Here is a 22,745-nt window from a genome sequence, read left to right as displayed (position 1 = left end):
GCCAGCCACCCGCCGTACTCCCTCGTCGCTGCCTTTCGGAACTGTGCCGACTACGCAACCGCAGCCCGCAGAGATCAGGGACCTACGCGACCGCAAGCCGACCCGCCGGACCCGACCACCCGCCGGGAGTGAGCCGGGCAACAAAACGGACCCGGATCAGCCACGCGAGCGGGGGTACCACGAGCGCATCGCACCCGACGATCGAGAGGAGAGCACCATGGGGCTCGACGACAAGATCAGCAACGCCGCCGAGGAGAAGGGCGGCAAGGCCAAGGAGGCCTTCGGCAAGGCCACGGACAACGAGGACCTCGAGGCCGAGGGCAAGGGCGACCAGCTCAAGGGCAACCTCAAGCAGGCCGGCGAGAAGGTCAAGGACGCCTTCAAGTGACAGCTTGAGGGTCAGCACGAGAGAGACGCGAAGGGGCTCCGGGGACACGGAGCCCCTTCGTCCTGTCCGGGGCGGAGCGTTGGCCGCCGACCCGCCGGGTACCGGCCGGCCATGACGCGATTCGGCTACACCCTGATGACCGAGCAGAGCGGGCCGCGTGAGCTCGTCTCCTACGCGCAGGACGCTGAGCGGACCGGCTTCGACTTCGCCGTCTGCAGCGACCACTACTCGCCCTGGCTGGTGGAGCAGGGGCACGCGCCGTACGCGTGGACCGTCCTCGGGGCCGTCGCGCAGGCCACCTCGGACCTGCAGCTGATGACCTACGTGACCTGCCCGACCACGAGGTACCACCCTGCGGTGGTGGCGCAGAAGGCCGCCACCCTCGCCGTGCTGTCGGAGGGTCGGTTCACCCTCGGGGTCGGCACCGGGGAGAGCCTCAACGAGCACGTCGTCGGCGGAGGCTGGCCCGGCGTCGGGACGCGCCAGGAGATGCTGGCCGAGGCGATCGAGGTGATCCGCGCCCTGCACACGGGGGAGCTGGTCGACCACCACGGGGAGTTCTTCGACGTCGAGTCCGCGCGGGTCTGGGACCTGCCCGACGACCCGGTCCAGATCGGCGTCGCGGTCGGGGGTGATCGCGCGATCGAGGCGCTGGCACCGCTCGCCGACCACCTCGTCGCCGTCGAGCCCAAGGGGGAGTACGTCGAGCAGTGGAACCGGACCGACGGCGCCCCGCGGGTCGGTGACGGTGGCGCGCGGGCGATCGGGCAGGTGCCGATCTGCTGGGCGCCCGACGAGGAGTCGGCGGTGCAGCTCGCGCACGACGAGTTCCGCTGGTTCGGCGGTGGCTGGAGCGTCAACGCCGACCTGCCGACGCCGGCCGGGTTCGCTGCCGCCAGCCAGTTCGTACGGCCCGAGGACGTCGCCGGGTCGATCCCGTGCGGACCCGATCTGGACGCCATCGCCGAGGCGGTCCTCGCGTTCCCGAAGGCGGGTTTCACCGACGTCGCGCTGGTCCAGGTGGGGGACCGCTACCAGCAGCAGTTCCTCGACGAGGTGGCCGGACCGCTGCTGGAGAAGCTGCGCGCCGGCTGAGGCAAGTGTCGCGCGGCACACGTGGACCGGTTCGGCCGGACGGCGCCGGGACCGGTAGGGTGACACCCGTTCAGACATCCTTTAAGGAGCCGTCCTGTGAGGCGGAGAAGGAGGTCAGGCACACATATGCCTACCCACGCGCAGGTCCCCGCAGAGGGCCGCGTCGTCCTCGACGCCGGTGACATCAACCGGGCGTTGACCCGCATTTCCCACGAGATCCTCGAGCGCAACAAGGGCGCCGAGGATCTCCTGCTTCTGGGGCTGCACACCCGCGGCGTCCCGCTCGCCCACCGGATCGCGGCCAACATCGCGTCCGTCGAGGGCACCACCGTCGCGACCGGGTCGCTCGACGTGACGATGTACCGCGACGACCTGAAGTCGCACCCGACGCGGGCACCGCACCGCACCGAGCTGCCCGCCGGTGGCATCGACGGCAAGACCGTCGTGCTCGTCGACGACGTGCTCTACTCCGGGCGCACCATCCGGGCCGCACTCGACGCCCTGTCCGACCTGGGCCGGCCCGCCGTGGTCCGGCTCGCCGTGCTCGTCGACCGCGGTCACCGCGAGCTCCCGATCCGCGCCGACCACGTCGGCAAGAACCTGCCCACCGCGCGCAGCGAACGCGTCAGCCTGCGCCTCAGCGAGATCGACGGGGAGGACGGGGTGACGATCCAGTGACCCGCCACCTGCTCAGCATCGACGACCTGACGGTCGAGGAGATCCACGAGATCCTCACCACCGCCACCGAGATGCACGACGTGCAGAAGCGTGCGGTGAAGAAGCTGCCCGCCCTGCGCGGCCGCACCGTCATCAACCTCTTCTTCGAGGACTCCACCCGCACCCGTTCGAGCTTCGAGATCGCGGGCAAGTGGCTCTCCGCCGACGTCATCAACCTCTCCGCGAAGGGGAGCAGCGCCAGCAAGGGCGAGTCGCTGCGCGACACCGCGCTCACGGTGACCGCGATGGGCATCGACGGCCTGGTCGTGCGGCATGCGGCCAGTGGGGCCGCCGAGCAGATCAGCCGCTGGATCGACGTGCCGGTCATCAACGCCGGCGACGGCACCCACGAGCACCCCACCCAGGCGCTGCTCGACGCCTACGCGCTGACCCGCCGCCTCGGTTCGCTCGAGGGCAAGCACGTCGCGATCGTCGGCGACGTGACGCACAGCCGGGTGTTCCGCAGCAACGTCAAGAGCCTGGTCAAGCTCGGCGCCAGCGTCACCGTCGTCGCCCCGCCGACGCTCATGCCCGCCGGCGTGGGGGACTGGTCGAAGGCGGCCGGGTTCGCGACGTCGTACGACCTCGACGCGGTGCTGCCCCAGGCGGACGCGGTGATGATGCTGCGTGTCCAGCGCGAGCGGATGAGCGGCGGGTTCTTCCCCACTGCCCGCGAGTACACCGTCGGCTACGGCCTGACCCGCGACCGGCTCGCGCTGCTGCGACCCGGAGCGCCGATCCTCCACCCGGGCCCGATGAACCGCGGCCTGGAGATCTCGCCGGACGCCGCCGACGCCGCCGACAGCCTGGTCCTCGACCAGGTCTCGGCCGGCGTCGCGGTGCGGATGTCCGTGCTCTACCACCTGCTCGCCGGCGACGGCCAGAACGAGGGAGCCACCGCATGAGCACCCTGATCAAGGGCGCCACCCTGCCCGACGGCACCACGAGCGACGTCCTCGTCGCCGACGGTGTCATCGCCGAGATCGGCAAGGTCTCCGCGACCGCCGAGCGCACCATCGACGCCGACGGCCTGCGCCTGCTGCCCGGCTTCGTCGACCTGCACACACACCTGCGCGAGCCCGGCCGCGAGGACGCCGAGACCGTCCTGACCGGCTCCCGCGCCGCGGCGGTCGGCGGCTACACCGCCGTCCTGGCCATGGCCAACACCAACCCGGTCACCGACACCGCCGAGGCTGCCGAGCGGGTGCTCGACCTCGGCCGGGCCGCCGGCCTGGTCGACGTGCAGCCGGTGGGCGCGGTCACCAAGGGGCTCGCCGGCGAGGAGCTCGCCGAGCTCGGCCTGATGGCCCGCTCCCGCGCGAAGGTGCGGGTGTTCTCCGACGACGGCAAGTGCGTCCACGACGCCCGCGTCATGCGCCGCGCGCTGGAGTACGTCAAGGCGTTCGGCGGCGTCGTCAGCCAGCACAGCCAGGACCCGGCCCTCGCCGGACCGACCGCGTGCTGCCACGAGGGCGAGCTCTCCGGCCGCCTCGGCCTGCCCGGCTGGCCCGGCGTGGCCGAGGAGGTCATCGTCGCCCGCGACGTGATGCTCGCCCGCCACACCGGCAGCCGCGTCCACGTCGCGCACGTCTCGACCGCCGGCAGCGTCGAGGTGATCCGCTGGGCGAAGGCGCAGGGGATCGACGTCACCGCCGAGGTCACCCCGCACCACCTGCTGCTCACCACCGACCTGCTGGCCGGGTACGACCCCACGTTCAAGGTGAACCCGCCGCTGCGCCCGTCCGAGGACGTCGAGGCGCTGCGCACGGCGCTCGCCGACGGCACCATCGACGCCGTCGCGACCGACCACGCCCCCCACGCCCGCCACGACAAGGAGCACGCCTTCGTCGACGCGGCCTTCGGGATGCTCGGCCTCGAGACGGCACTGCCGGTCGTCACCACGGTGATGGTCGAGAACGGCCTGCTCGACTGGGCCGGCGTCGCCCGCGTCATGAGCACCAACCCCGCCCGGATCGCCGGCCTCGCGGACGGCGACCGCCCCCAGGGCCGCCCGGTCGCGGTGGGCGAGCCCGCCAACCTGACCCTCGTCGACCCCTCCGCCCAGGTGGTCGTCGACCGCGCCGCCAGCGTCTCGCTGAGCCGCAACAACCCCTGGCACGACCGCAAGCTCACGGGTCGGGTGATCGCCACGCTCCTGCGTGGCACGCCGACCGTGCTGGAAGGAGCCCTCGCATGACCGCCCCAGCCCTGCTCGTCCTCGAGGACGGACGCACCTTCCACGGCGAGGCCTACGGCGCCGAGGGGGAGACCTTCGGCGAGGCCGTCTTCAACACCGGCATGACCGGCTACCAGGAGACGCTGACCGACCCCTCCTACCACCGCCAGGTGGTCGTGATGACCGCGCCGCACATCGGCAACACCGGCATGAACGACGAGGACCCGGAGTCCCGGAAGATCTGGGTCGCCGGCTACGTCGTGCGCGACCCCGCCCGCGTCCCGAGCAGCTGGCGCTCGCGGCGCACCCTCGACGAGGAGCTCGCGGCCCAGGGCGTGGTCGGCATCTCCGGCATCGACACCCGTGCGCTGACCCGCCACCTGCGTGAGCGCGGCGCGATGCGGGTGGGCATCTCCACGGTCGAGACCGACCCGGCGAAGCTGCTGGAGAAGGTCAAGGCGTCCGCCGGGATGACCGGCGCCAACCTGTCCGATGCCGTCTCGACGGCCGAGGCCTACGTCGTCCCGGCGCAGGGGGAGAAGCGGTTCACCGTGGCCGCCCTCGACCTCGGCATCAAGGACATGACGCCCTACCGGATGAGCGAGCGCGGCATCGAGGTGCACGTGCTGCCCGCGACCTCCTCCATCGAGGACGTCCTCGCGGTCCAGCCGGACGGGCTGTTCTTCTCCAACGGCCCCGGCGACCCGGCTGCGACCACCGGCCAGGTCGAGCTGCTGAAGGAGGCGCTGGGCCGCGAGCTGCCGTACTTCGGCATCTGCTTCGGCAACCAGCTCTTCGGCCGCGCGCTCGGCTTCGGCACCTACAAGCTGAAGTACGGCCACCGCGGCATCAACCAGCCGGTCATGGACCTCACGACCCGCAAGGTCGAGGTGACCGCGCACAACCACGGCTTCGCGGTCGACGCCCCTCTCGACCGGGCCACCGAGACGCCGTACGGCAGCGCGACGGTCAGCCACGTCTGCCTCAACGACGACGTCGTCGAGGGCCTCGAGCTCCGCGACGCCTCCGGTGCGCTCAAGAGCTTCTCCGTCCAGTACCACCCGGAGGCCGCCGCCGGCCCGCACGACGCGGCGTACCTCTTCGACCGTTTCGTCGAGCTGCTCACCGCCCGCTCGACCAGTGAGGAGAACTGACGTGCCGAAGCGCGACGACATCAAGTCGGTCCTGGTCATCGGCTCCGGCCCGATCGTCATCGGCCAGGCCTGCGAGTTCGACTACTCCGGCACCCAGGCCTGCCGCGTGCTCAAGGAGGAGGGCCTGCGGGTCGTCCTGGTGAACTCCAACCCGGCCACGATCATGACCGACCCGGAGTTCGCCGACGCCACCTACGTCGAGCCGATCACCCCGGAGTTCGTCGAGAAGGTCATCGCCAAGGAGCGCCCTGACGCGATCCTGCCGACCCTCGGCGGCCAGACGGCGCTCAACACCGCGACGGCGCTGCACGAGAACGGCGTGCTGGAGAAGTACGGCGTCGAGATGATCGGCGCCTCCTTCGAGGCCATCCACCGCGGCGAGAACCGCGAGATGTTCAACGACATCGTCCGCAAGGTCGGCGGCGAGGTCGCCCGCTCCTTCATCTGCCACTCGATGGACGAGGTCGAGAAGGCCACCGAGGAGCTCGGGTTCCCCGTCGTCGTGCGCCCCTCCTTCACCATGGGCGGCCTCGGCTCCGGCATCGCGTTCGACGACGAGGACCTGCACCGCATCGCCGGTGCCGGCCTGTCGGCGTCGCCGACCACCGAGGTCCTCATCGAGGAGTCGATCCTCGGCTGGAAGGAGTACGAGCTGGAGGTGATGCGCGACAAGAACGACAACGTCGTCATCATCTGCTCCATCGAGAACTTCGACCCGGTGGGCGTGCACACCGGTGACTCGATCACCGTCGCCCCGGCGATGACGCTGACCGACCGCGAGTACCAGCACCTGCGCAACCTGGCGATCGGCGTCATCCGCGAGGTCGGCGTCGACACCGGCGGCTGCAACATCCAGTACGCCGTCAACCCCGAGAACGGCCGGGTCATCGTCATCGAGATGAACCCGCGGGTCTCGCGCTCCTCGGCGCTCGCCTCGAAGGCCACCGGCTACCCGATCGCCAAGATCGCGGCGAAGGTCGCCATCGGCTACACCCTCGACGAGATCGAGAACGACATCACCGCGGGCCCGCAGGGCTCCACCGCGGCCTCGTTCGAGCCGACCCTCGACTACGTCGTGGTCAAGGTGCCCCGGTTCGCGTTCGAGAAGTTCCCGACCGCCGACTCCACGCTGACCACGCACATGAAGTCGGTCGGCGAGGCGATGGCGATCGGTCGCAACTTCTCCGAGGCGCTCAACAAGGCGCTGCGCTCGCTGGAGTCGAAGGGCTCGGCGTTCACCTGGGTCGGCGAGCCCGGCGACAAGGACGCGATCCTCGCCGACGTGCGCCGTCCCCACGACGGCCGCATCCAGAAGCTGATGCAGGCGATCCGCGCCGGCGCGACGCCGGAGGAGATCTTCGACGCGACGAAGATCGACCCGTGGTATGTCGACCAGCTCTTCCTCATCGACGAGGTCGCGCGCGCGGTCGCCGCGGCGCCCGAGCTGGACGCCGCCGTGCTGCGCCGCGCCAAGCGCCACGGCTTCTCCGACGCCCAGGTCGCCGGGCTCCGCGGCCTGGACGAGGCCGAGGTCCGCGCGCTGCGTGGCGAGCTCGGCGTCCGGCCGGTCTACAAGACCGTCGACACGTGCGCGGCGGAGTTCGCGGCCAAGACGCCGTACTACTACTCCTCCTACGACGAGGAGACCGAGGTCCTCCCGCGGGCCGAGGGCAAGCAGGCCGTGATCATCCTCGGCTCGGGCCCGAACCGGATCGGCCAGGGCATCGAGTTCGACTACTCCTGCGTGCACGCCTCGCTCGCGCTGGCCGAGGCCGGCTACGAGACGATCATGGTCAACTGCAACCCGGAGACCGTCTCGACCGACTACGACACCTCCGACCGGCTCTACTTCGAGCCGCTCACCCTGGAGGACGTGCTCGAGATCTACGAGGCGGAGAAGGCCGCCGGCCCGATCGCCGGCGTCATCGCCACCCTCGGCGGCCAGACGCCGCTGGGCCTGGCCCAGGGCCTGCAGGACGCAGGCGTCCCGATCGTCGGCACCAGCCCGGAGGCCATCGACCTCGCCGAGGAGCGCGGCGCGTTCGGCCGGGTGCTCGCCGAGGCCGGCCTGGTCGCGCCCAAGCACGGCACCGCGGTGTCCTTCGAGGACGCCCAGGAGATCGCGCACGCCATCGGCTACCCGGTGCTGGTGCGTCCGTCGTACGTCCTCGGCGGCCGCGGCATGCAGATCGTCTACAGCGACGCGGCGCTGAAGGCCTACATCGAGGCCGCGACCGAGATCAGCCCCGACCGGCCGGTGCTGGTCGACCGGTTCATCGACGACGCGGTCGAGATCGACGTCGACGCGCTGTACGACGGCGAGCAGCTCTTCCTCGGCGGCGTGATGGAGCACATCGAGGAGGCCGGCATCCACTCCGGCGACTCGTCGTGCGCCCTGCCGCCGGCCACCCTCGGTGACGCCGAGATCGCGCGGATCCGCGAGGCGACGGAGGCGATCGCCCGGGGCGTGGGAGTGCGCGGCCTGATCAACATCCAGTTCGCGCTCGGCGCCGACGTGCTCTACGTGATCGAGGCCAACCCGCGTGCGTCGCGGACGGTCCCGTTCGTCTCCAAGGCCACCGGCACCCAGCTGGCCAAGGCCGCTGCCCGGGTGATGCTCGGCGAGACGATCGCCGACCTCCGCCAGGCCGGGGCGCTGCCCGCCGAGGGCGACGGCGGCACGCTGCCGGCCGACGCGCCGATCGCGGTCAAGGAGGCGGTGCTGCCGTTCAACCGGTTCCGCACGAAGGAGGGCAGCTTCGTCGACACCGTCCTCGGGCCCGAGATGAAGTCGACCGGCGAGGTGATGGGCTTCGACGCCGACTTCGGCACGGCGTTCAGCAAGTCGCAGGCCGCGGCCTACGGCTCGCTGCCCACCGAGGGCAAGGTGTTCATCTCCATCGCCAACCGCGACAAGCGGACGATGATCTTCCCGGCCCGCGTCCTGGCCGACTACGGCTTCGAGATCCTGGCCACGCAGGGCACCGCGGAGGTGCTGCGCCGCAACGGCATCCAGGCCACGATCGTGCGCAAGCACTTCGAGGGTCCCGGCCCGCACGGCGAGAAGACGACCGTGCAGATGATCCTCGACGGCGAGATCGACCTGATCGTCAACACCCCGCACGGCAACACCACCGCCGCCGGCGGTGGCGGCGACTCGCGCGTCGACGGCTACGAGATCCGCGCCGCCGCGGTGCTCACCGGCACCCCGTGCATCACCACGGTGCAGGGCCTCGCGGCCGCGGTGCAGGGCATCGCGGCCATTCGCGCCGGGTCCATCGGCGTGCGCTCCCTCCAGGAGTGGCACGCGCGGTGACCCTGTACGACAAGGTCTTCGACAACGTCCTGGTCCGGATGGACGCCGAGAAGGCGCACCACCTGACCTACGACGCCCTGCGGCTCGGCGGCCCGCTGCTCAAGCGCACGCCGGTCCGCGGGGGAGAGCCGGTCGAGCTGATGGGGCTGACGTTCCCCAACCGGCTCGGCCTCGCGCCCGGCTTCGACAAGACCGCCGAGGTCTGGGACCGGATGGGCGCGTTCGGCTTCGGGCACGTCGAGATCGGCACGGTCACCGCGCTGCCCCAGCCCGGCAACCCGAAGCCGCGGCTGTTCCGGCTCCCCGAGGACCGGGCGATCGTCAACCGGATGGGCTTCAACAACGACGGCGCGGAGGCGGTCGCCCGGCGGCTCGCGAAGCGCCGCCGCAAGCCCGGCGGCCTCGTGCTCGGCGTCAACATCGGCAAGTCGAAGGTCGTCCCGGACGAGGACCAGCAGGCCGTCGAGGCCGACTACGAGACCTCGACCCGGTTGCTCGCCCCGCACGCCGACTACCTCGTCGTCAACGTCAGCTCGCCCAACACCCCGGGGCTGCGTAACCTGCAGGCCGTCGAGCGGCTCGCGCCGCTGCTGGCCCACGTGCGGCGCACCGCCGACGAGGCGACCGGCGTCGGCACCGTGCCGCTGCTGGTGAAGATCGCGCCCGACCTGTCCGACGACGACGTGCGCGCCGTCGCCGACATGGCGCTCGACCTGCGCCTGGCCGGTGTCATCGCGACCAACACCACGATCGCCCGCGAGGGCCTGCGCTCGGCCCCGGCGACCGTCGAGGCGTGCGGCCTGGGCGGCCTCTCCGGCGCGCCGCTGCGCGAGCGGTCCACCGAGGTGCTGCGCATCCTGCGCGAGCAGGTGGGGGACCGGCTCGTGCTCATCGGCGTCGGCGGCATCACGACCCCGGCGGACGCGCGCGAGCGCATCGACGCCGGCGCCGACCTCGTGCAGGTCTACAGCGGCCTCATCTACGGTGGCCCCCGGTGGCCCCGCCACGTCCTCGCGGCCCTCTGACCAGGAGAACCAGATGACCTTCGGCACCCGCTACGCCGCCGCCCTCGCCGAGCGCGGCCAGCTCTGCGTGGGCATCGACCCGCACGGCGCGCTGCTCCGCGACTGGGGGTACGACGACGACCTCTCCGGCCTCGAGCGGTTCGCCCTGGGCGCGGTCGAGGCGGTGGCGCCGCACTGCAGCGTCGTCAAGCCGCAGTCCGCCTTCTACGAGCGCTTCGGCAGCCGTGGGATCGCCGTGCTGGAGCGGGTCATCGCCGAGTCCCGCGCCGCGGGCGCCCTGGTGCTGCTCGACGTCAAGCGCGGTGACATCGGCTCGACGTCGCAGGCCTACGCCGACGCCTACCTCGACCCGGCCTCGCCGCTGGCGTCCGACGCGATCACGGTCAGCCCCTACCTCGGCTTCGGCTCGCTGCTGCCGTTCGTCGACGCTGCGCGTCGCCACGACGCGGGCCTGTTCGTGCTCGCCGCGACCTCCAACAAGGAGGGCCCTGAGGTGCAGGAGGCCGTCACGTCGGAGGCGTTCGGCGGACGCACCGTCGCCTCGGCGATGCTCGACCACCTGCGCGAGCTGAACGCCGGCGCGACGCCGCTCGGGTCCTTCGGTGCCGTCGTGGGCGCCACCATCGACGGCAGCGGCCTCGACCTCGACATCGATGGCCCGATCCTCGCGCCCGGCTACGGCGAGCAGGGCGGCACCAGCAGCGACATCCTGCGCATCTTCGGCGCCAGCGCCCGCAACGTCGTCGCGTCGTCCTCGCGCGGCGTGCTGCGGCTCGGCCCGGATCCCGTCGCGATGCGCGACGCGGTGCTGCGCGCCAACGACGAGCTCGGGGCGCTGCTGGGGTGAACGCCGAGGCGCCTGCGCGCGAGGGACGGCGCCGGCCGTCCCTCGTCGTCGTCCTCCTGCTCGCCGCCGTCGTGGTGGCGGGCTTCCTGCTGTGGCGGGGACAGGAGACCGACGACCCGTTCGCGAGGTACTGCTCGGCGGTGGAGGACCACCGCGCCGAGCTCGGCGCCGCGCTGTCGGCCGGCAAGGAGACCGGCCTGCTGCGCGCGCTCCCGGTCTTCGAGGACCTCGCCGACAAGGCGCCCGACGACATCCGCGACGAGTGGGGACTCGTCGTCGAGCGGATCAGCGCGCTCGAGGAGGCACTCGACGCGGCGGGGGTCGAACCGGCGTCGTACGACCCGGCCCGCCCGCCGGAGGGCCTCTCCGACGAGGACCGGTCCGCGATCCGCACGGCGGCCACCCGGCTCGGAGCCACCGACACCAGGGCCGCCCTGACCGGGGTGGAGCAGCAGGCGCGCGACGTCTGCAAGACGCCGCTGAGCCTCTGAGCGTCTGAGGTCACACCTGCGTCCCGCGGCGAGGGCCCCGATTGCCCCGGTAGTTCGGGAATGGCTAGATTGACCGGCGTCGGCCCACCCGCCGTCCCACCTCGATCAACACCGAAGGACTCCTGCCTCGTGGCCCTGCCCCCTCTCACTCCCGAACAGCGCCAGGCCGCCCTCGAGAAGGCAGCCGCCGCACGCCGCGAGCGGGCCGAGGTGAAGAACCGGCTGAAGAACTCCGGCGCCTCCATCAGCGAGGTCCTGCAGCAGGGCCAGGTCAACGAGGTCATCGGCAAGATGAAGGTCGTCGACCTGCTCACGTCGGTCCCCGGCCTGGGCAAGGTCCGCGCCCGCCAGGTGATGGAGCGCCTCGGCATCGCCGAGTCGCGGCGGGTCCGGGGGCTCGGCGCCAAGCAGGTCGCCGCCCTGGAGCGCGAGTTCTCCTCCGAAGGATGAGCCGGGCGAAGCTCTTCGTCCTCGCCGGCCCGACGGCCGTCGGCAAGGGCACGGTCGCTGCCGCCATGCGCGAGCAGCACCCCGAGATCTACCTGTCCGTCTCCGCCACGACCCGCCAGCCGCGGCCGGGCGAGGTCGACGGCGTGCACTACCACTTCGTCACCCACGAGGAGTTCGACCGGCTGGTCGACGAGGGCCAGATGCTCGAGTGGGCCGTGGTGCACGGCATCAACCGGTACGGCACCCCGCGCGGCCCGGTCGAGGAGGCGCTCGCCGCCGGTCGTCCGGCGCTGCTCGAGATCGACCTGCAGGGCGCGCGCCAGGTGCGCGAGTCGATGCCGGAGGCGGTCTTCGTCTTCCTCAAGCCGCCGTCCTGGGAGGAGCTGGTGCGCCGGCTCGTCGGGCGCGGCACCGAGGACGAGGAGGAGCGCGAGCGCCGCCTCGCGACCGCCCGTCAGGAGCTGGCCGCCGAGTCCGAGTTCGACGTCACCATCGTCAACCGTGAAGTTCACGCTGCCGTCGAGGAGTTGGTAGCCTTGATGGTTGATTCCGTCCACAACGAGTGAGGACCTACGTGTCTGCCCCGAACATCGCCGCCGAGGGTGTCACCAACCCCCCGATCGACGACCTGCTGTCCAAGACCGACAGCAAGTACAAGCTGGTCCTCTACAGCGCCAAGCGCGCGCGGCAGATCAACGCCTACTACTCCCAGCTCGGCGAGGGCCTGCTGGAGTACGTCGGCCCGCTCGTGGAGACCCACGTGCAGGAGAAGCCCCTCTCGATCGCGCTGCGCGAGATCAACGAGGACCTGCTGACCTGCGAGGACGTCGACCCGGCCGAGCTCGCCGCCGAGCAGGCCGCTGCTGCCCAGGCCGCCGAGGCCCCGGCTGCCGACGCCGAGTGATCTGACGACCCACATGTCCCGGCCCCGCGTGGTGCTCGGCGTCTCCGGCGGCATCGCCGCCTACAAGGCGTGCGAGCTGCTGCGGCGGTTCACCGAGTCCGGCCACGACGTGACCGTCGTGCCGACCGCGGCGGCGCTCGAGTTCGTCGGCGCGCCGACGTGGGCCGCCCTGTCGGGCAAGCCGGTCTCCGCCGAGGTGTGGACGGGCGTGCACGAGGTGCCGCACGTCCGCCTCGGCCAGACCGCCGACCTGGTCGTGGTCGCCCCGGCGACCGCCGACCTGCTCGCGAAGGCCGCGCACGGCCTCGCGGACGACCTGCTCACCAACACCCTGCTCACGGCCCGCTGCCCGGTCGTGCTCGCCCCGGCGATGCACACCGAGATGTGGGAGCACCCGGCCACGACCGCCAACGTCGCCACCCTGCGCTCGCGCGGTGTGCTCGTCGTCGAGCCCGCCGAGGGCCGGCTCACCGGTGCCGACACCGGCAAGGGCCGGCTGCCGGACCCCGAGGAGATCTTCGAGGTCTGCCGCGACGTGCTCGGCAGGGCCGCGTCCGGCACGAGCGCCGCGACCGGGGGCGCAGCGGACCTCGCCGGTCGCCATGTGGTGGTGTCGGCCGGCGGCACCCGGGAGCGCCTCGACCCGGTGCGCTTCCTCAGCAACCGGTCCTCGGGCCGGCAGGGCTACGCCCTGGCCCGCGCCGCGGCCGCCCGGGGCGCGGAGGTCACCCTCGTGGCCGCCAACGTGGCCCTCGCCGACCCCGCCGGCGTCAAGGTGGTGCGGGTCGAGTCGACCGCCGAGCTGCGCGACGCCGTGCTCTCCGCGGCCGCCGGCGCCGACGCGGTCGTGATGGCGGCCGCCCCGTCCGACTTCCGGCCGACCACGACCTCCGACACCAAGATCAAGAAGGCCGACGACGGTTCGGCACCCTCGATCACGCTGCAGCAGAACCCCGACATCCTCAAGGAGATCTCCCACCACCGGGCCCGCCCGGACCAGGTGGTCGTGGGGTTCGCCGCCGAGACCGGCGACGCGACGGGCAGCGTGCTCGACCTCGCGCGCGCCAAGCTGGCCCGCAAGGGCTGTGACCTGCTGGTCGTCAACGACGTCAGCGGGGGAGCGGTCTTCGGCAGCACCGACAACGAGGCGGTGATCCTCGGCGCGGACGGCTCCGCGGTCGACGTACCCCACGGGTCGAAGTCCGCGCTGGCCCACCAGATCTGGGACGAGGTCGTCGCTCGCCTGTCGAGACCGGCGTCTTCTGGTTGATGAGACGTTCGGGCATCACCCCTGCCCGTCCGTATCGTTGGAACGGCACCAACCCGAGTTCAACACGTAGAAAACGACACTTGACCGCGCCGGCGAGGGGGTTCCGCCGCGGTACATGAGAACCAGGAGTTCCCACGCCATGACCGGACGTCTGTTCACGTCGGAGTCGGTGACCGAGGGTCACCCGGACAAGATCGCCGACCAGATCAGCGACACCGTGCTCGACTACCTCCTCGAGCACGACCCCTCCAGCCGCGTCGCGGTCGAGACCCTGCTGACCACCGGCCTGGTGGTCGTGGCCGGCGAGGTGACCACCGAGGCCTACGCCCCGGTCGCCCAGCTGGTGCGCGAGAAGATCCTCGAGATCGGCTACGACTCCTCCGACAAGGGCTTCGACGGCAACTCGTGCGGCGTCCAGGTCGCGATCGGTGCGCAGTCGCCCGACATCGCCCAGGGCGTTGACACCGCCGAGGACGTCCGCCTCGGCGGCTCCTCCGACGAGCTCGACCGCCAGGGTGCGGGCGACCAGGGCCTGATGTTCGGCTACGCCTGCGACGACACGCCCGAGCTCTTCCCGCTGCCGATCAAGATCGCGCAGACCCTCGCGGAGAAGCTCACCGAGGTGCGCAAGGACGGCACGCTGCCCTACCTGCGCCCCGACGGGAAGACCCAGGTCACCATCGAGTACGACGAGGACGACCGCGCCGTGCGCGTCGACACCGTCGTGCTGTCGACCCAGCACTCCGAGGACGTCTCGCAGGAGCAGATCGCTGCCGACGTCACCGCGAAGGTCATCGAGCCGGTCCTCGAGCAGTTCAAGACCAGCGTCCCGTTCGACGGCTACAAGCTGCACATCAACCCGACCGGCAAGTTCGTCGTCGGTGGCCCGATGGGCGACGCCGGCCTGACCGGACGCAAGATCATCGTCGACACCTACGGCGGCATGGCCCGCCACGGTGGTGGCGCCTTCTCGGGTAAGGACCCGTCGAAGGTGGACCGCTCGGCCGCCTACGCCATGCGCTGGGTCGCGAAGAACATCGTCGCCGCGGGCCTGGCCCGTCGCGCCGAGGTCCAGGTGGCCTACGCGATCGGCGTCGCGAAGCCCGTCGGCGTCTTCGTCGAGACCTTCGGCACCGGCGTCGTCGCGGACGAGAAGATCCAGGAGGCGGTGCTCGAGGTCTTCGACCTCCGCCCCGCCGCGATCCTGCGCGACCTCGACCTGCGCCGCCCGATCTACGCGAAGACCGCTGCCTACGGCCACTTCGGCCGCGAGCTGCCGGAGTTCACCTGGGAGCGCACCGACCGCGCCGAGGCGCTGAAGGCCGCTGCGGGCCTCTGACCCGCACGACCCCGGTCGTCCTGCACGAGCCCGCCGTCCCGCAGTGGACGGCGGGCTCGATGCGTCTGGGAGCGCTGGTAGAACTGCGCCCATGACGCCCACGCACGAGGAGCCGGCACTCGACCTGCCCGGCCTCGTGCGCGACCGTGCCGCCGAGGGCCGCGCGAAGGCCGCCGCCACCCGCGCCCGCAAGGCGGCGGAGGCGAAGATCGCCGAGGTCGACCCGGTCGCCCGGGTGGTCCTCGACCTGCCGCTGGCCCACCTCGACCGGCCCTTCGACTACGCCGTGCCGGTCGCGATGGCCGAGGGTGCGGTCCCCGGCGCCCGCGTGAAGGTCCGCTTCGGCGGCCAGGACGTCGACGGCTTCGTCGTCGCCCGCAGCGCCGCCTCCGAGCACGACGGGCGGCTCGCCCCGCTGCGCCGCGTGGTCAGCCCCGAGCCGGTGCTCAGCCCGGCCGTCGCCGAGCTGTGCACCCGCGTCGCGGAGCGGTACGCCGGCGTCAGCGCCGACGTGCGCCGGCTGGCCGTGCCGCCGCGGCACGCCACCACCGAGAAGGAGGAGTCGCCCGCCGAGCCGGCCCTCGACCTCGAGCCGGGACGGTGCGAGGAGGCGTGGTCGTCGTACCCCGCGGCGGGGGCGTTCGTCGCCCACCTGCGCGACGGCGGCGCCCCGCGGGCGGTCTGGGGCGCCGGTCCGGGCGAGGACTGGCCCGCGCTGCTCGCCCACCTCGCCGGCGCCGCGCTCGCCGCCGGCCGCGGCAGCATCCTGTGCCTGCCCGACCACCGCGACGTCGCCCGCGTCGACGCCGCGCTGACCGCGCTGCTCGGCGAGGGCCACCACGTCACACTGCGCGCCGAGCCGGGACCGGCCGCCCGCTACCGCGACTTCCTCGCCGTCAGCCGCGGCACCCGGCGGATCGTCGTCGGCACCCGCTCGGCGGCGTTCGCCCCGGTCCACGACCTCGGCCTCGTGGTGATCTGGGACGACGGCGACGACCTGCACGCCGAGCCGCGTGCGCCGTACCCCCACACCCGCGAGGTGCTGCTGCTCCGCTCCGAATCGGAGGGCGCCGCCGCGCTCGTGGGCGGCTTCGCGCGGACCGTCGAGGCGGACCAGCTGCTGCGCTCCGGCTGGGCGCACGAGCTCGCGCTGCCCCGCGCCGCGCTGCGCGAGCGGGTGCTCGTCGGGATCACCGGCGCCTCCGACCACGCGCTGGCCCGCGACCCGTTCGCGTCGACGGCGCGGATGCCGAAGGAGGCCTTCGACGCGGTCCGCTGGGGCCTGGAGCGCGGCCCCGTGCTGGTGCAGACGCCGCGCGCCGGCTATGCCGTGAAGCTGGCCTGCGAGCGGTGCCGCACGCCGGCGCGGTGCGCGGAGTGCACCGGACCGCTGGAGCTCACCGGCCCGACCTCGCCGCCCCGGTGCCGCTGGTGCGCCACCGAGGCGACCGACTGGTCGTGCCCGGAGTGCGGCGGCACCGGCCTGCGCGCCCCCGTCCTCGGCGACGCCCGCACCGCCGACGAGCTCGGCCGCAGCTTCCCGTCCGTCCCGGTGGTCACCTCGTCGGGGGAGCGGATCCGCTCGGAGGTCCCGGGCGGCCCCCGGATCGTGGTCGCCACGCCCGGCGCCGAGCCGGTCGCCGACGGCGGCTACGCCGTGGTCCTGCTCCTCGACACCTGGTGGGCGCTGGGGCGCGACAGCATGCGCGCCCAGGAGGAGGCGCTGCGCCGCTGGTGCAACGCCATCGGCCTGGTCAGCCCCGGCGGTCGGGCGCTCGCCGTCGGCGACCCCGCGCTGCCGGTGCTGCAGGCGCTCGTGCGCTGGGACCCCGCGGGGTTCGCGCGGCGCGAGGCCGAGGACCGGTGGGCCGCGCGCCTGCCACCCGCCGCCCGGGTCGCCACCCTCACCGGGGCGCCGGGCGCGCTGGACGACCTGCAGGCGCTCGTGGCGTTGCCGGAGTCGGCCGACGTGCTGGGGCCGGTCCCGGCCGACGACGAGGACGAGCGGCTCGTGGTGCGGGTGCCCCGCGCGCAGGGCGCGGCGCTCGCGCGGGCCCTCGCGGAAGCGCAACGGCTGCGCTCGGCGCGCAAGCTGGAGCCGGTGCGGGTCCAGCTGGACCCGCTCGAGATCGCCTGATGCGGGGGAGCGACCGCTCCCTCACTAGGATGACGCGGTGGCCATCCGACCCATCCGCCTGTTCGGCGACCCGATCCTGCGCAAGCCCGCGATCGAGGTCGTGGAGTTCGACGCCGAGCTGCGCCAGCTCGTCACCGACCTGACCGACACCATGCTCGACGCCCCGGGCGCCGGCCTCGCCGCGCCCCAGATCGGCGTCGGGCTGCGCGTGTTCACCTGGTACGTCGACGGCGAGGTCGGCCACCTCGTCAACCCGGTCCTCGACCTGTCCGAGGAGACCCAGGACGGCCCCGAGGGCTGCCTGTCCCTGCCGGAGCTGACCTACGACTGCCTGCGGGCGATGTCGGTCGTCGCCCGCGGCTTCAACATGCACGGCGACCCGGTGACCATCGAGGGCTCCGAGCTGCTCGCCCGGGCGATCCAGCACGAGACCGACCACCTCGACGGCATCCTGTTCATCGACCGCCTCGACGACGCCGGTCGCAAGGCCGCGATGCGGGAGATCCGCGAGTCCGAGTGGTTCGGCCTCGAGAAGCCGACGATCAAGGTGTCCCCGCACGCGACGGGAGGGTTCGGCCGATGAGGGTCGTGTTCGCCGGCACCCCCGAGGTCGCCGTCCCCGCGCTCGACGCGATCGCGAAGTCGGGCCACGAGCTGGTCGGCGTCGTCACCCGTCCCGACGCCCCGGCTGGTCGCGGCCGCAAGCTCACCCCGAGCCCGGTCGCCCAGCGCGCCGAGGAGCTCGGCGTACCCGTGCTGAAGCCGACGCACCCGCGCGAGCCGGAGTTCCAGGAGGCGCTGCGCGCACTCGAGCCCGACTGCTGCCCGGTCGTCGCCTACGGCGCGCTCATCCCGCGCAGCGCGCTCGACATACCGCAGCACGGCTGGGTCAACCTGCACTTCTCGGTCCTGCCCGCCTGGCGCGGAGCCGCGCCCGTGCAGCACTCGATCTGGGCCGGTGACGAGTTCACCGGCGCCACCACCTTCCGCATCGTCGAGGCGCTCGACGCCGGGCCGACCTTCGGTGTGATGACCGAGCGGATCCGCCCGACCGACACCGCCGGCGACCTGCTCGCCCGGCTCGCCGAGGGCGGCTCCAGCCTGCTGGTCGCGACCCTCGACGGCATCGAGGACGGCTCCCTCGAGGCGCGCGAGCAGCCCGAGGACGGGGTCAGCCTGGCGCCGAAGATCTCCGTCGACGACGCCCGCGTCGACTGGACCGAGCCCGCCGTCGCGGTCGACCGCCGGATCCGTGCCTGCACGCCGGGCCCCGGCGCGTGGACCACCCTCGACGACGACCGGGTGAAGCTCGGCCCGGTGACCGTCGAGGCCGGCGTGGACGACCTCGCTCCCGGTGCGATCCGGGTCGCGAAGAACCACGTCCTCGTGGGCACCGCCACCGACGCGGTCCGCCTCGGCGACGTCAAGGCGTTCGGCAAGAAGCAGATGGGCGCGGCCGACTGGGCCCGTGGGGTCCGGCTCCCGGAGAGCGCGACCTTCCAGTGACCGCGGCGCGCAAGCGGGTCGACCCGGCTCGCCTCGCCGCCTTCGAGGTCCTCAAGGGCGTCCGCGTCGACGACGGGTACGCCAACCTCCTGCTGCCCGCCGCGCTCGCCCGGCACGGCCTGACCGGTCGCGACGCCGCCTTCGCCACCGAGCTCGCCTCCGGCACCATCCGCCGGCAGGGCACGTACGACGCCGTGCTGGCCGCCTGCATCGACCGGCCCCTGCGCAAGGTCGAGGCCAAGGTCCTCGACGCGCTGCGCCTGGGCGCCCACCAGGTGCTGGGCATGCGGGTGCCGACCCATGCGGCGATCGACACCACGGTGACCCTCGTGCGGGCGAAGGTGAACCAGGGCGCCGCCGGCTTCTGCAACGCGGTGCTGCGCAAGGTCGCCGCGCAGGACCTCGACGCCTGGCTCGCCCAGGTCGCGCCGGGTGACCTCGCCGTGGCCCACAGCCACCCGGCGTGGGTGGTCGAGGAGCTGCGGACCGCGCTGCGCGAGGCGTCCGGCGAGCTCCCGGAGCTGCTGGCCGCCGACAACCTGCCGCCGCGGGTCACGCTCGTGGCCCGGCCCGGTCGCGCGAGCCGCGACGAGCTGCCCGGCACCCCGACGCCGTACTCCCCGCACGGGGTGGTGCTGGAGGGCGGTGACCCGTCCGCGGTGCCCGCCGTCGCGGAGCGCCGCGCCGGGGTGCAGGACGAGGGCTCGCAGCTGGTCGCGCTCGCCGCCGCGGACGCGCCGGTCGAGGGCCGCGACGAGGCGTGGGTCGACCTGTGCGCAGGACCCGGTGGCAAGGCCTCGCTCCTCGCCGCCCTCGCCGCCCAGCGCGGTGCCCGCCTCGTCGCCGTCGAGCGGCACCACCACCGCGCCGGGCTGGTACGACGGGCCGTCGGTGGCGACCCCGGGGTGCTCGTCGTGCAGTCCGACGGCACCCGCGCACCCTTCGCCGACGACTCGGTGGACCGCATCCTGCTCGACGCCCCGTGCACCGGCCTCGGCGCGCTGCGCCGCCGTCCCGAAGCGCGGTGGCGCCGCACGCCGGAAGACCTGGCCGAGCTCGTCGACCTGCAGCGGGCCCTGCTCGAGGAGGCCGTCCGCGTGCTGCGCCCCGGGGGAGCGTTGCTCTACGCCACCTGCTCGCCGCTGCTGGCCGAGACCGCCGAGGTCGTGGCGCGCGCCTCCGGGCGCGGGGGCGTCGTGCTCGACGACCTCGCCCCCGTCCTGCCGGCCGTCAGCGGCGCCGACGGACCGCTGCCCGGGACCCTGCAGCTGTGGCCGCACCGCCACGGCACCGACGCGATGTTCCTCGCGCTGCTGCGCAAGCAGTGACGGAATGATCCGGGAAGGTTGACGGTTCAACCAGTCATGAAGAAGATCGGGTTCCTCTCCTTCGGGCACTGGACGCCGAGCCCGCAGTCACAGACGCGCTCGGCCTCCGACACGCTGCTGCAGTCGATCGACCTGGCCGTCGCGGCCGAGGAGCTCGGCGCGGACGGCGCGTACTTCCGGGTGCACCACTTCGCCCGCCAGCTGGCCAGCCCGTTCCCGCTGCTCGCCGCCATCGGCGCGCGCACCAGCCGGATCGAGATCGGCACCGGCGTGATCGACATGCGCTACGAGAACCCCATGTACATGGTCGAGGACGCCGGCGCGGCCGACCTCATCTCCGGCGGCAGGCTCCAGCTCGGCATCTCGCGGGGCTCACCGGAGCAGGTCGTCGACGGCTGGCGCTACTTCGGCTTCGCCCCGGCGGAGGGCGAGACCGAGGCCGACATGGCGCGGCGCCACACCCAGGTCTTCCTGCGCCTGCTGGAGGGCGAGGGCTTCGCGACGCCGAACCCGCGCCCGATGTTCCCCAACCCGCCGGGTCTGCTCCGTCTCGAGCCGCACTCCGAGGGCCTGCGCGAGCGGATCTGGTGGGGCGCCGCGTCCAACGGCACCGCCCGCTGGACCGCCGAGCTGGGCATGAACCTGATGAGCTCCACCCTCAAGGAGGACGAGGGCGGGCAGCCGTTCCACGTCCAGCAGGCCGAGCAGATCCGCGTCTTCCGCGAGGCGTGGGCCGAGGCCGGCCACGCGGGGGAGCCGCGGGTCTCGGTGAGCCGGTCGATCTTCCCGATCGTCTCCGACGAGGACCGGATGTACTTCGGCGGCCGTCCCGAGGGCGACCAGGTCGGCCAGATCGACGACATGCGCGCGATCTTCGGGCGCTCGTACGCCGCCGAGCCGGACCAGCTGGTCGAGCAGCTGCGCGAGGACGAGGCGATCGCCGCGGCGGACACGCTGCTGCTGACCGTGCCGAACCAGCTCGGCGTCGACTACAACGCGCACGTCCTGGAGTCGATCCTCACCCACGTCGCACCGGAGCTGGGCTGGCGCTGAGGCGGACGGGTCACCGGTCCTGGGCGGCGAGCACCTGCCGGATCGTGTCCCGGCTGCGGACCAGGCAGGCGATCCGCTTCTCCAGGCCGTCGAGCTCGGCCGCCAGGAGCGCGGCGACCTCGCGGGAGCAGGCCGCGGCCTCGGTCGCGCAGGCCGCCTCGGCCTCGAGCAGCGCCCTGACCAGCCGGGTCGGGATGCCGGACTGGACGAGCCCGGCGATCCGCCCGACCTGCTCGACGTGCTCGTCGGTGTAGGTCCGGTAGCCGTTGGGCAGCCGGTCGGCCTCGAGGAGGCCCTGCTGCTCGTAGTAGCGGATCAGCCGTGCGGCCACCCCGGTGCGCTCCGCCAGCTCGCCGATCTTCATGTCCGTCGCCTCACGTCGTCATCTCGACCTTGACATTGACATCAGTGTAGACCTTTACCGTCGAGAGCATGACGACGACGTGCTCGCAACCCACCCCGACCCGTCCCGATCCGGCCCCTGCGGTCGTCGGGCCGGACCTGCCCTGGCCGGCCCTGCTGGTGCTCGGCGGAGCGACCCTGGCCATGGTGACCGGCGAGATGCTGCCGACTGCCGTCCTCGGCCCGATGAGCCGCGGCCTCGGCGTCAGCGACGCCGCGGGCGGGCTGCTGGTGAGCGCCTGGGCGGCCGTCGTGGTGGTCGCCAGCTTCCCGCTGGTGGCACTGACCCGCCGGTGGCGCCGCACCACGGTGATCACCGGCAGCCTGGCCGCGTTCGCGGTGGCGTCCGCGTTGACCGCCCTCGCTCCGTCGTACGGCGTCGTGGTCGGTGCGCGCACGCTCGGTGCCGCGTCCGTCGGCCTGCTGTGGTCGACCGTCAACGCCCACGTGGCGGACCTCGTCCCGGACCGCTTGCTGGGGCGTGCGACCGCGGTGGTGCTCGGCGGCGCCACGCTCGGCATGGTGCTCGGCACGCCGGTGGGCCGGTTCGTCGCGGACCTCGCCGGCTGGCGGGCCGCCTTCTGGGTGCTGGCTGCGGCGAGCGTCGTGGCGGCCGCGCTGGTCCGGGTCGTCGTGCCCGAGGAGGGGCACGCTGCCGGAGCCGGCGCGGGGGAGCAGGTGCCGGGGACCTCGCTGTGGCCGATGGTCGTCGTGACCGCGCTCGTGGCCCTGGTGCTGGTCGGGCACCACGGTGCCTACACCTTCATCACGCGCCTCGGTGAGCCCGCCGCCGACCTGCTGCCGGGAGGCGTGGCCAGCGTGCTCCTGGTCTTCGGCCTGGCGTCGGCGGTCGGCGTGGTGCTCGCCGGGCGGGTCACCGGTGACACCCGCGGCGGCCTGGTCATCGCCACGGCGGGCACCGCGGCGGCGATCCTGGCGGTCGGTGCCGCCGGGTCGGCGGGGTGGCCGGTGCTGGCGGCGGTGGTCGCGTGGGGCGTGCTCTCCGGCGCGCTGCCGCCGCTCGCGCAGACGCTGGTGCTCCGGCTGGCCGGCCCGACGCACCGCACGATGGCCGGCGCGCTGATCCCGGTGCTCTTCAACGGCGGGATCGCCGTCGGTGCGGCCCTGGCCGCGGGCGTCGTGTCGG

Annotated in this window: 22 protein-coding genes; 21 read left to right on the top strand and 1 reads right to left on the bottom strand. The window is 73.0% G+C overall.

Features of this window, described 5'->3' with window-relative positions; genetic code table 11:
• The first annotated feature begins 217 nt into the window (after positions 1-217).
• The 20 genes from L615_RS19640 (at position 218) to L615_RS19545 (ending at position 21,196) form a co-directional block, all read left to right on the top strand.
• Complete coding sequence (locus L615_RS19640) at positions 218-388, top strand: CsbD family protein (RefSeq protein WP_036516525.1); 171 nt, start codon at positions 218-220, stop codon at positions 386-388.
• Between the two features lie 111 nt (positions 389-499).
• Entirely contained in the window at positions 500-1,483 is a 984-nt protein-coding gene (locus L615_RS19635; protein WP_028654179.1) for a TIGR03557 family F420-dependent LLM class oxidoreductase, read from the top strand.
• 126 nt (positions 1,484-1,609) lie between these two features.
• Positions 1,610-2,161 carry a bifunctional pyr operon transcriptional regulator/uracil phosphoribosyltransferase PyrR gene (gene pyrR / locus L615_RS19630; RefSeq protein ID WP_028654178.1) on the top strand — a complete coding sequence of 184 codons (552 nt, stop codon included), beginning with the start codon at positions 1,610-1,612 and terminating at the stop codon, positions 2,159-2,161.
• On the top strand, positions 2,158-3,105 hold the full coding sequence (locus L615_RS19625) for an aspartate carbamoyltransferase catalytic subunit (RefSeq protein ID WP_028654177.1): 948 nt from the start codon (positions 2,158-2,160) through the stop codon (positions 3,103-3,105). Before pyrR ends, L615_RS19625 begins: the two co-directional genes overlap by 4 nt.
• The gene (locus tag L615_RS19620; protein ID WP_028654176.1) at positions 3,102-4,397 is read left to right on the top strand and encodes a dihydroorotase; all 1,296 of its coding nucleotides are present in this window, start codon (positions 3,102-3,104) and stop codon (positions 4,395-4,397) included. Before L615_RS19625 ends, L615_RS19620 begins: the two co-directional genes overlap by 4 nt.
• Positions 4,394-5,530 carry a glutamine-hydrolyzing carbamoyl-phosphate synthase small subunit gene (carA, locus tag L615_RS19615; protein WP_145726201.1) on the top strand — a complete coding sequence of 379 codons (1,137 nt, stop codon included), beginning with the start codon at positions 4,394-4,396 and terminating at the stop codon, positions 5,528-5,530. The genes L615_RS19620 and carA overlap by 4 nt, the downstream gene beginning before the upstream one ends.
• Position 5,531: 1 nt before the next feature.
• Positions 5,532-8,846 (top strand): carbamoyl-phosphate synthase large subunit, encoded by a 3,315-nt coding sequence (carB, locus tag L615_RS19610; protein ID WP_145726200.1) that lies wholly within the window; start codon positions 5,532-5,534, stop codon positions 8,844-8,846.
• Positions 8,843-9,871 carry a quinone-dependent dihydroorotate dehydrogenase gene (locus L615_RS19605; protein WP_232221653.1) on the top strand — a complete coding sequence of 343 codons (1,029 nt, stop codon included), beginning with the start codon at positions 8,843-8,845 and terminating at the stop codon, positions 9,869-9,871. The genes carB and L615_RS19605 overlap by 4 nt, the downstream gene beginning before the upstream one ends.
• Before the next feature lie 13 nt (positions 9,872-9,884).
• Positions 9,885-10,718: an orotidine-5'-phosphate decarboxylase gene (gene pyrF, locus L615_RS19600; RefSeq protein WP_145726199.1), complete on the top strand. Its 834-nt coding sequence runs from the start codon at positions 9,885-9,887 to the stop codon at positions 10,716-10,718.
• Complete coding sequence (locus L615_RS19595; protein ID WP_028654171.1) at positions 10,715-11,209, top strand: hypothetical protein; 495 nt, start codon at positions 10,715-10,717, stop codon at positions 11,207-11,209. Before pyrF ends, L615_RS19595 begins: the two co-directional genes overlap by 4 nt.
• Before the next feature lie 129 nt (positions 11,210-11,338).
• Positions 11,339-11,659, top strand: coding sequence for an integration host factor, actinobacterial type (gene mihF, locus L615_RS19590; RefSeq protein WP_028654170.1), 321 nt, complete (start codon positions 11,339-11,341; stop codon positions 11,657-11,659).
• Positions 11,656-12,225 (top strand): guanylate kinase, encoded by a 570-nt coding sequence (gmk, locus tag L615_RS19585; RefSeq protein WP_036516523.1) that lies wholly within the window; start codon positions 11,656-11,658, stop codon positions 12,223-12,225. The genes mihF and gmk overlap by 4 nt, the downstream gene beginning before the upstream one ends.
• An 8-nt stretch (positions 12,226-12,233) precedes the next feature.
• Entirely contained in the window at positions 12,234-12,563 is a 330-nt protein-coding gene (gene rpoZ, locus L615_RS19580) for a DNA-directed RNA polymerase subunit omega (protein WP_028654169.1), read from the top strand.
• Positions 12,564-12,576: 13 nt separating this feature from the next.
• Positions 12,577-13,833, top strand: coding sequence for a bifunctional phosphopantothenoylcysteine decarboxylase/phosphopantothenate--cysteine ligase CoaBC (coaBC, locus tag L615_RS19575; RefSeq protein WP_028654168.1), 1,257 nt, complete (start codon positions 12,577-12,579; stop codon positions 13,831-13,833).
• Positions 13,834-13,972: 139 nt separating this feature from the next.
• Positions 13,973-15,172, top strand: a complete 1,200-nt coding sequence (gene metK / locus L615_RS19570) for a methionine adenosyltransferase (RefSeq protein ID WP_028654167.1) — start codon at positions 13,973-13,975, stop codon at positions 15,170-15,172.
• A gap of 91 nt (positions 15,173-15,263) precedes the next feature.
• On the top strand, positions 15,264-17,309 hold the full coding sequence (locus tag L615_RS19565; protein WP_186449945.1) for a primosomal protein N': 2,046 nt from the start codon (positions 15,264-15,266) through the stop codon (positions 17,307-17,309).
• Between the two features lie 37 nt (positions 17,310-17,346).
• On the top strand, positions 17,347-17,892 hold the full coding sequence (def, locus tag L615_RS19560) for a peptide deformylase (RefSeq protein WP_028654165.1): 546 nt from the start codon (positions 17,347-17,349) through the stop codon (positions 17,890-17,892).
• Positions 17,889-18,815 (top strand): methionyl-tRNA formyltransferase, encoded by a 927-nt coding sequence (fmt, locus tag L615_RS19555; RefSeq protein ID WP_145726198.1) that lies wholly within the window; start codon positions 17,889-17,891, stop codon positions 18,813-18,815. The genes def and fmt overlap by 4 nt, the downstream gene beginning before the upstream one ends.
• Entirely contained in the window at positions 18,812-20,143 is a 1,332-nt protein-coding gene (locus L615_RS19550; protein WP_145726197.1) for an RsmB/NOP family class I SAM-dependent RNA methyltransferase, read from the top strand. The genes fmt and L615_RS19550 overlap by 4 nt, the downstream gene beginning before the upstream one ends.
• 36 nt (positions 20,144-20,179) lie before the next feature.
• Positions 20,180-21,196 (top strand): LLM class flavin-dependent oxidoreductase, encoded by a 1,017-nt coding sequence (locus tag L615_RS19545; RefSeq protein WP_145726196.1) that lies wholly within the window; start codon positions 20,180-20,182, stop codon positions 21,194-21,196.
• Positions 21,197-21,206: 10 nt separating this feature from the next.
• Here the strand turns inward: L615_RS19545 and L615_RS19540 are convergent, their stop codons facing one another.
• Positions 21,207-21,560, bottom strand: a complete 354-nt coding sequence (locus L615_RS19540; RefSeq protein WP_145726195.1) for a MerR family transcriptional regulator — start codon at positions 21,558-21,560, stop codon at positions 21,207-21,209.
• A gap of 68 nt (positions 21,561-21,628) precedes the next feature.
• On the opposite strand from L615_RS19540, the gene L615_RS19535 reads away from it, so the two are divergent.
• Positions 21,629-22,745: MFS transporter (locus L615_RS19535; RefSeq protein ID WP_145726194.1), on the top strand; the 1,117-nt coding region annotated here is incomplete at its 3' end.

The sequence above is a fragment of the Nocardioides sp. J9 genome, from assembly GCF_007829375.1.
Classification (GTDB): domain Bacteria; phylum Actinomycetota; class Actinomycetes; order Propionibacteriales; family Nocardioidaceae; genus Nocardioides.
This window is presented reverse-complemented; position numbering and strand designations above follow the sequence as displayed.

What these genes read in the sequence shown, in the direction of transcription:
- metK (WP_028654167.1), top strand. Translation starts at nt 13,973, where the DNA reads ATGACCGGACGTCTGTTCACGTCGGAGTCGGTGACCGAGGGTCACCCG.
- L615_RS19635 (WP_028654179.1), top strand. Translation starts at nt 500, where the DNA reads ATGACGCGATTCGGCTACACCCTGATGACCGAGCAGAGCGGGCCGCGT.
- coaBC (WP_028654168.1), top strand. Translation starts at nt 12,577, where the DNA reads ATGTCCCGGCCCCGCGTGGTGCTCGGCGTCTCCGGCGGCATCGCCGCC.
- L615_RS19565 (WP_186449945.1), top strand. Translation starts at nt 15,264, where the DNA reads ATGACGCCCACGCACGAGGAGCCGGCACTCGACCTGCCCGGCCTCGTG.
- L615_RS19640 (WP_036516525.1), top strand. Translation starts at nt 218, where the DNA reads ATGGGGCTCGACGACAAGATCAGCAACGCCGCCGAGGAGAAGGGCGGC.
- L615_RS19545 (WP_145726196.1), top strand. Translation starts at nt 20,180, where the DNA reads ATGAAGAAGATCGGGTTCCTCTCCTTCGGGCACTGGACGCCGAGCCCG.
- gmk (WP_036516523.1), top strand. Translation starts at nt 11,656, where the DNA reads ATGAGCCGGGCGAAGCTCTTCGTCCTCGCCGGCCCGACGGCCGTCGGC.
- pyrF (WP_145726199.1), top strand. Translation starts at nt 9,885, where the DNA reads ATGACCTTCGGCACCCGCTACGCCGCCGCCCTCGCCGAGCGCGGCCAG.
- L615_RS19620 (WP_028654176.1), top strand. Translation starts at nt 3,102, where the DNA reads ATGAGCACCCTGATCAAGGGCGCCACCCTGCCCGACGGCACCACGAGC.
- carA (WP_145726201.1), top strand. Translation starts at nt 4,394, where the DNA reads ATGACCGCCCCAGCCCTGCTCGTCCTCGAGGACGGACGCACCTTCCAC.
- L615_RS19540 (WP_145726195.1), bottom strand. Translation starts at nt 21,560, where the DNA reads ATGAAGATCGGCGAGCTGGCGGAGCGCACCGGGGTGGCCGCACGGCTG.
- fmt (WP_145726198.1), top strand. Translation starts at nt 17,889, where the DNA reads ATGAGGGTCGTGTTCGCCGGCACCCCCGAGGTCGCCGTCCCCGCGCTC.
- pyrR (WP_028654178.1), top strand. Translation starts at nt 1,610, where the DNA reads ATGCCTACCCACGCGCAGGTCCCCGCAGAGGGCCGCGTCGTCCTCGAC.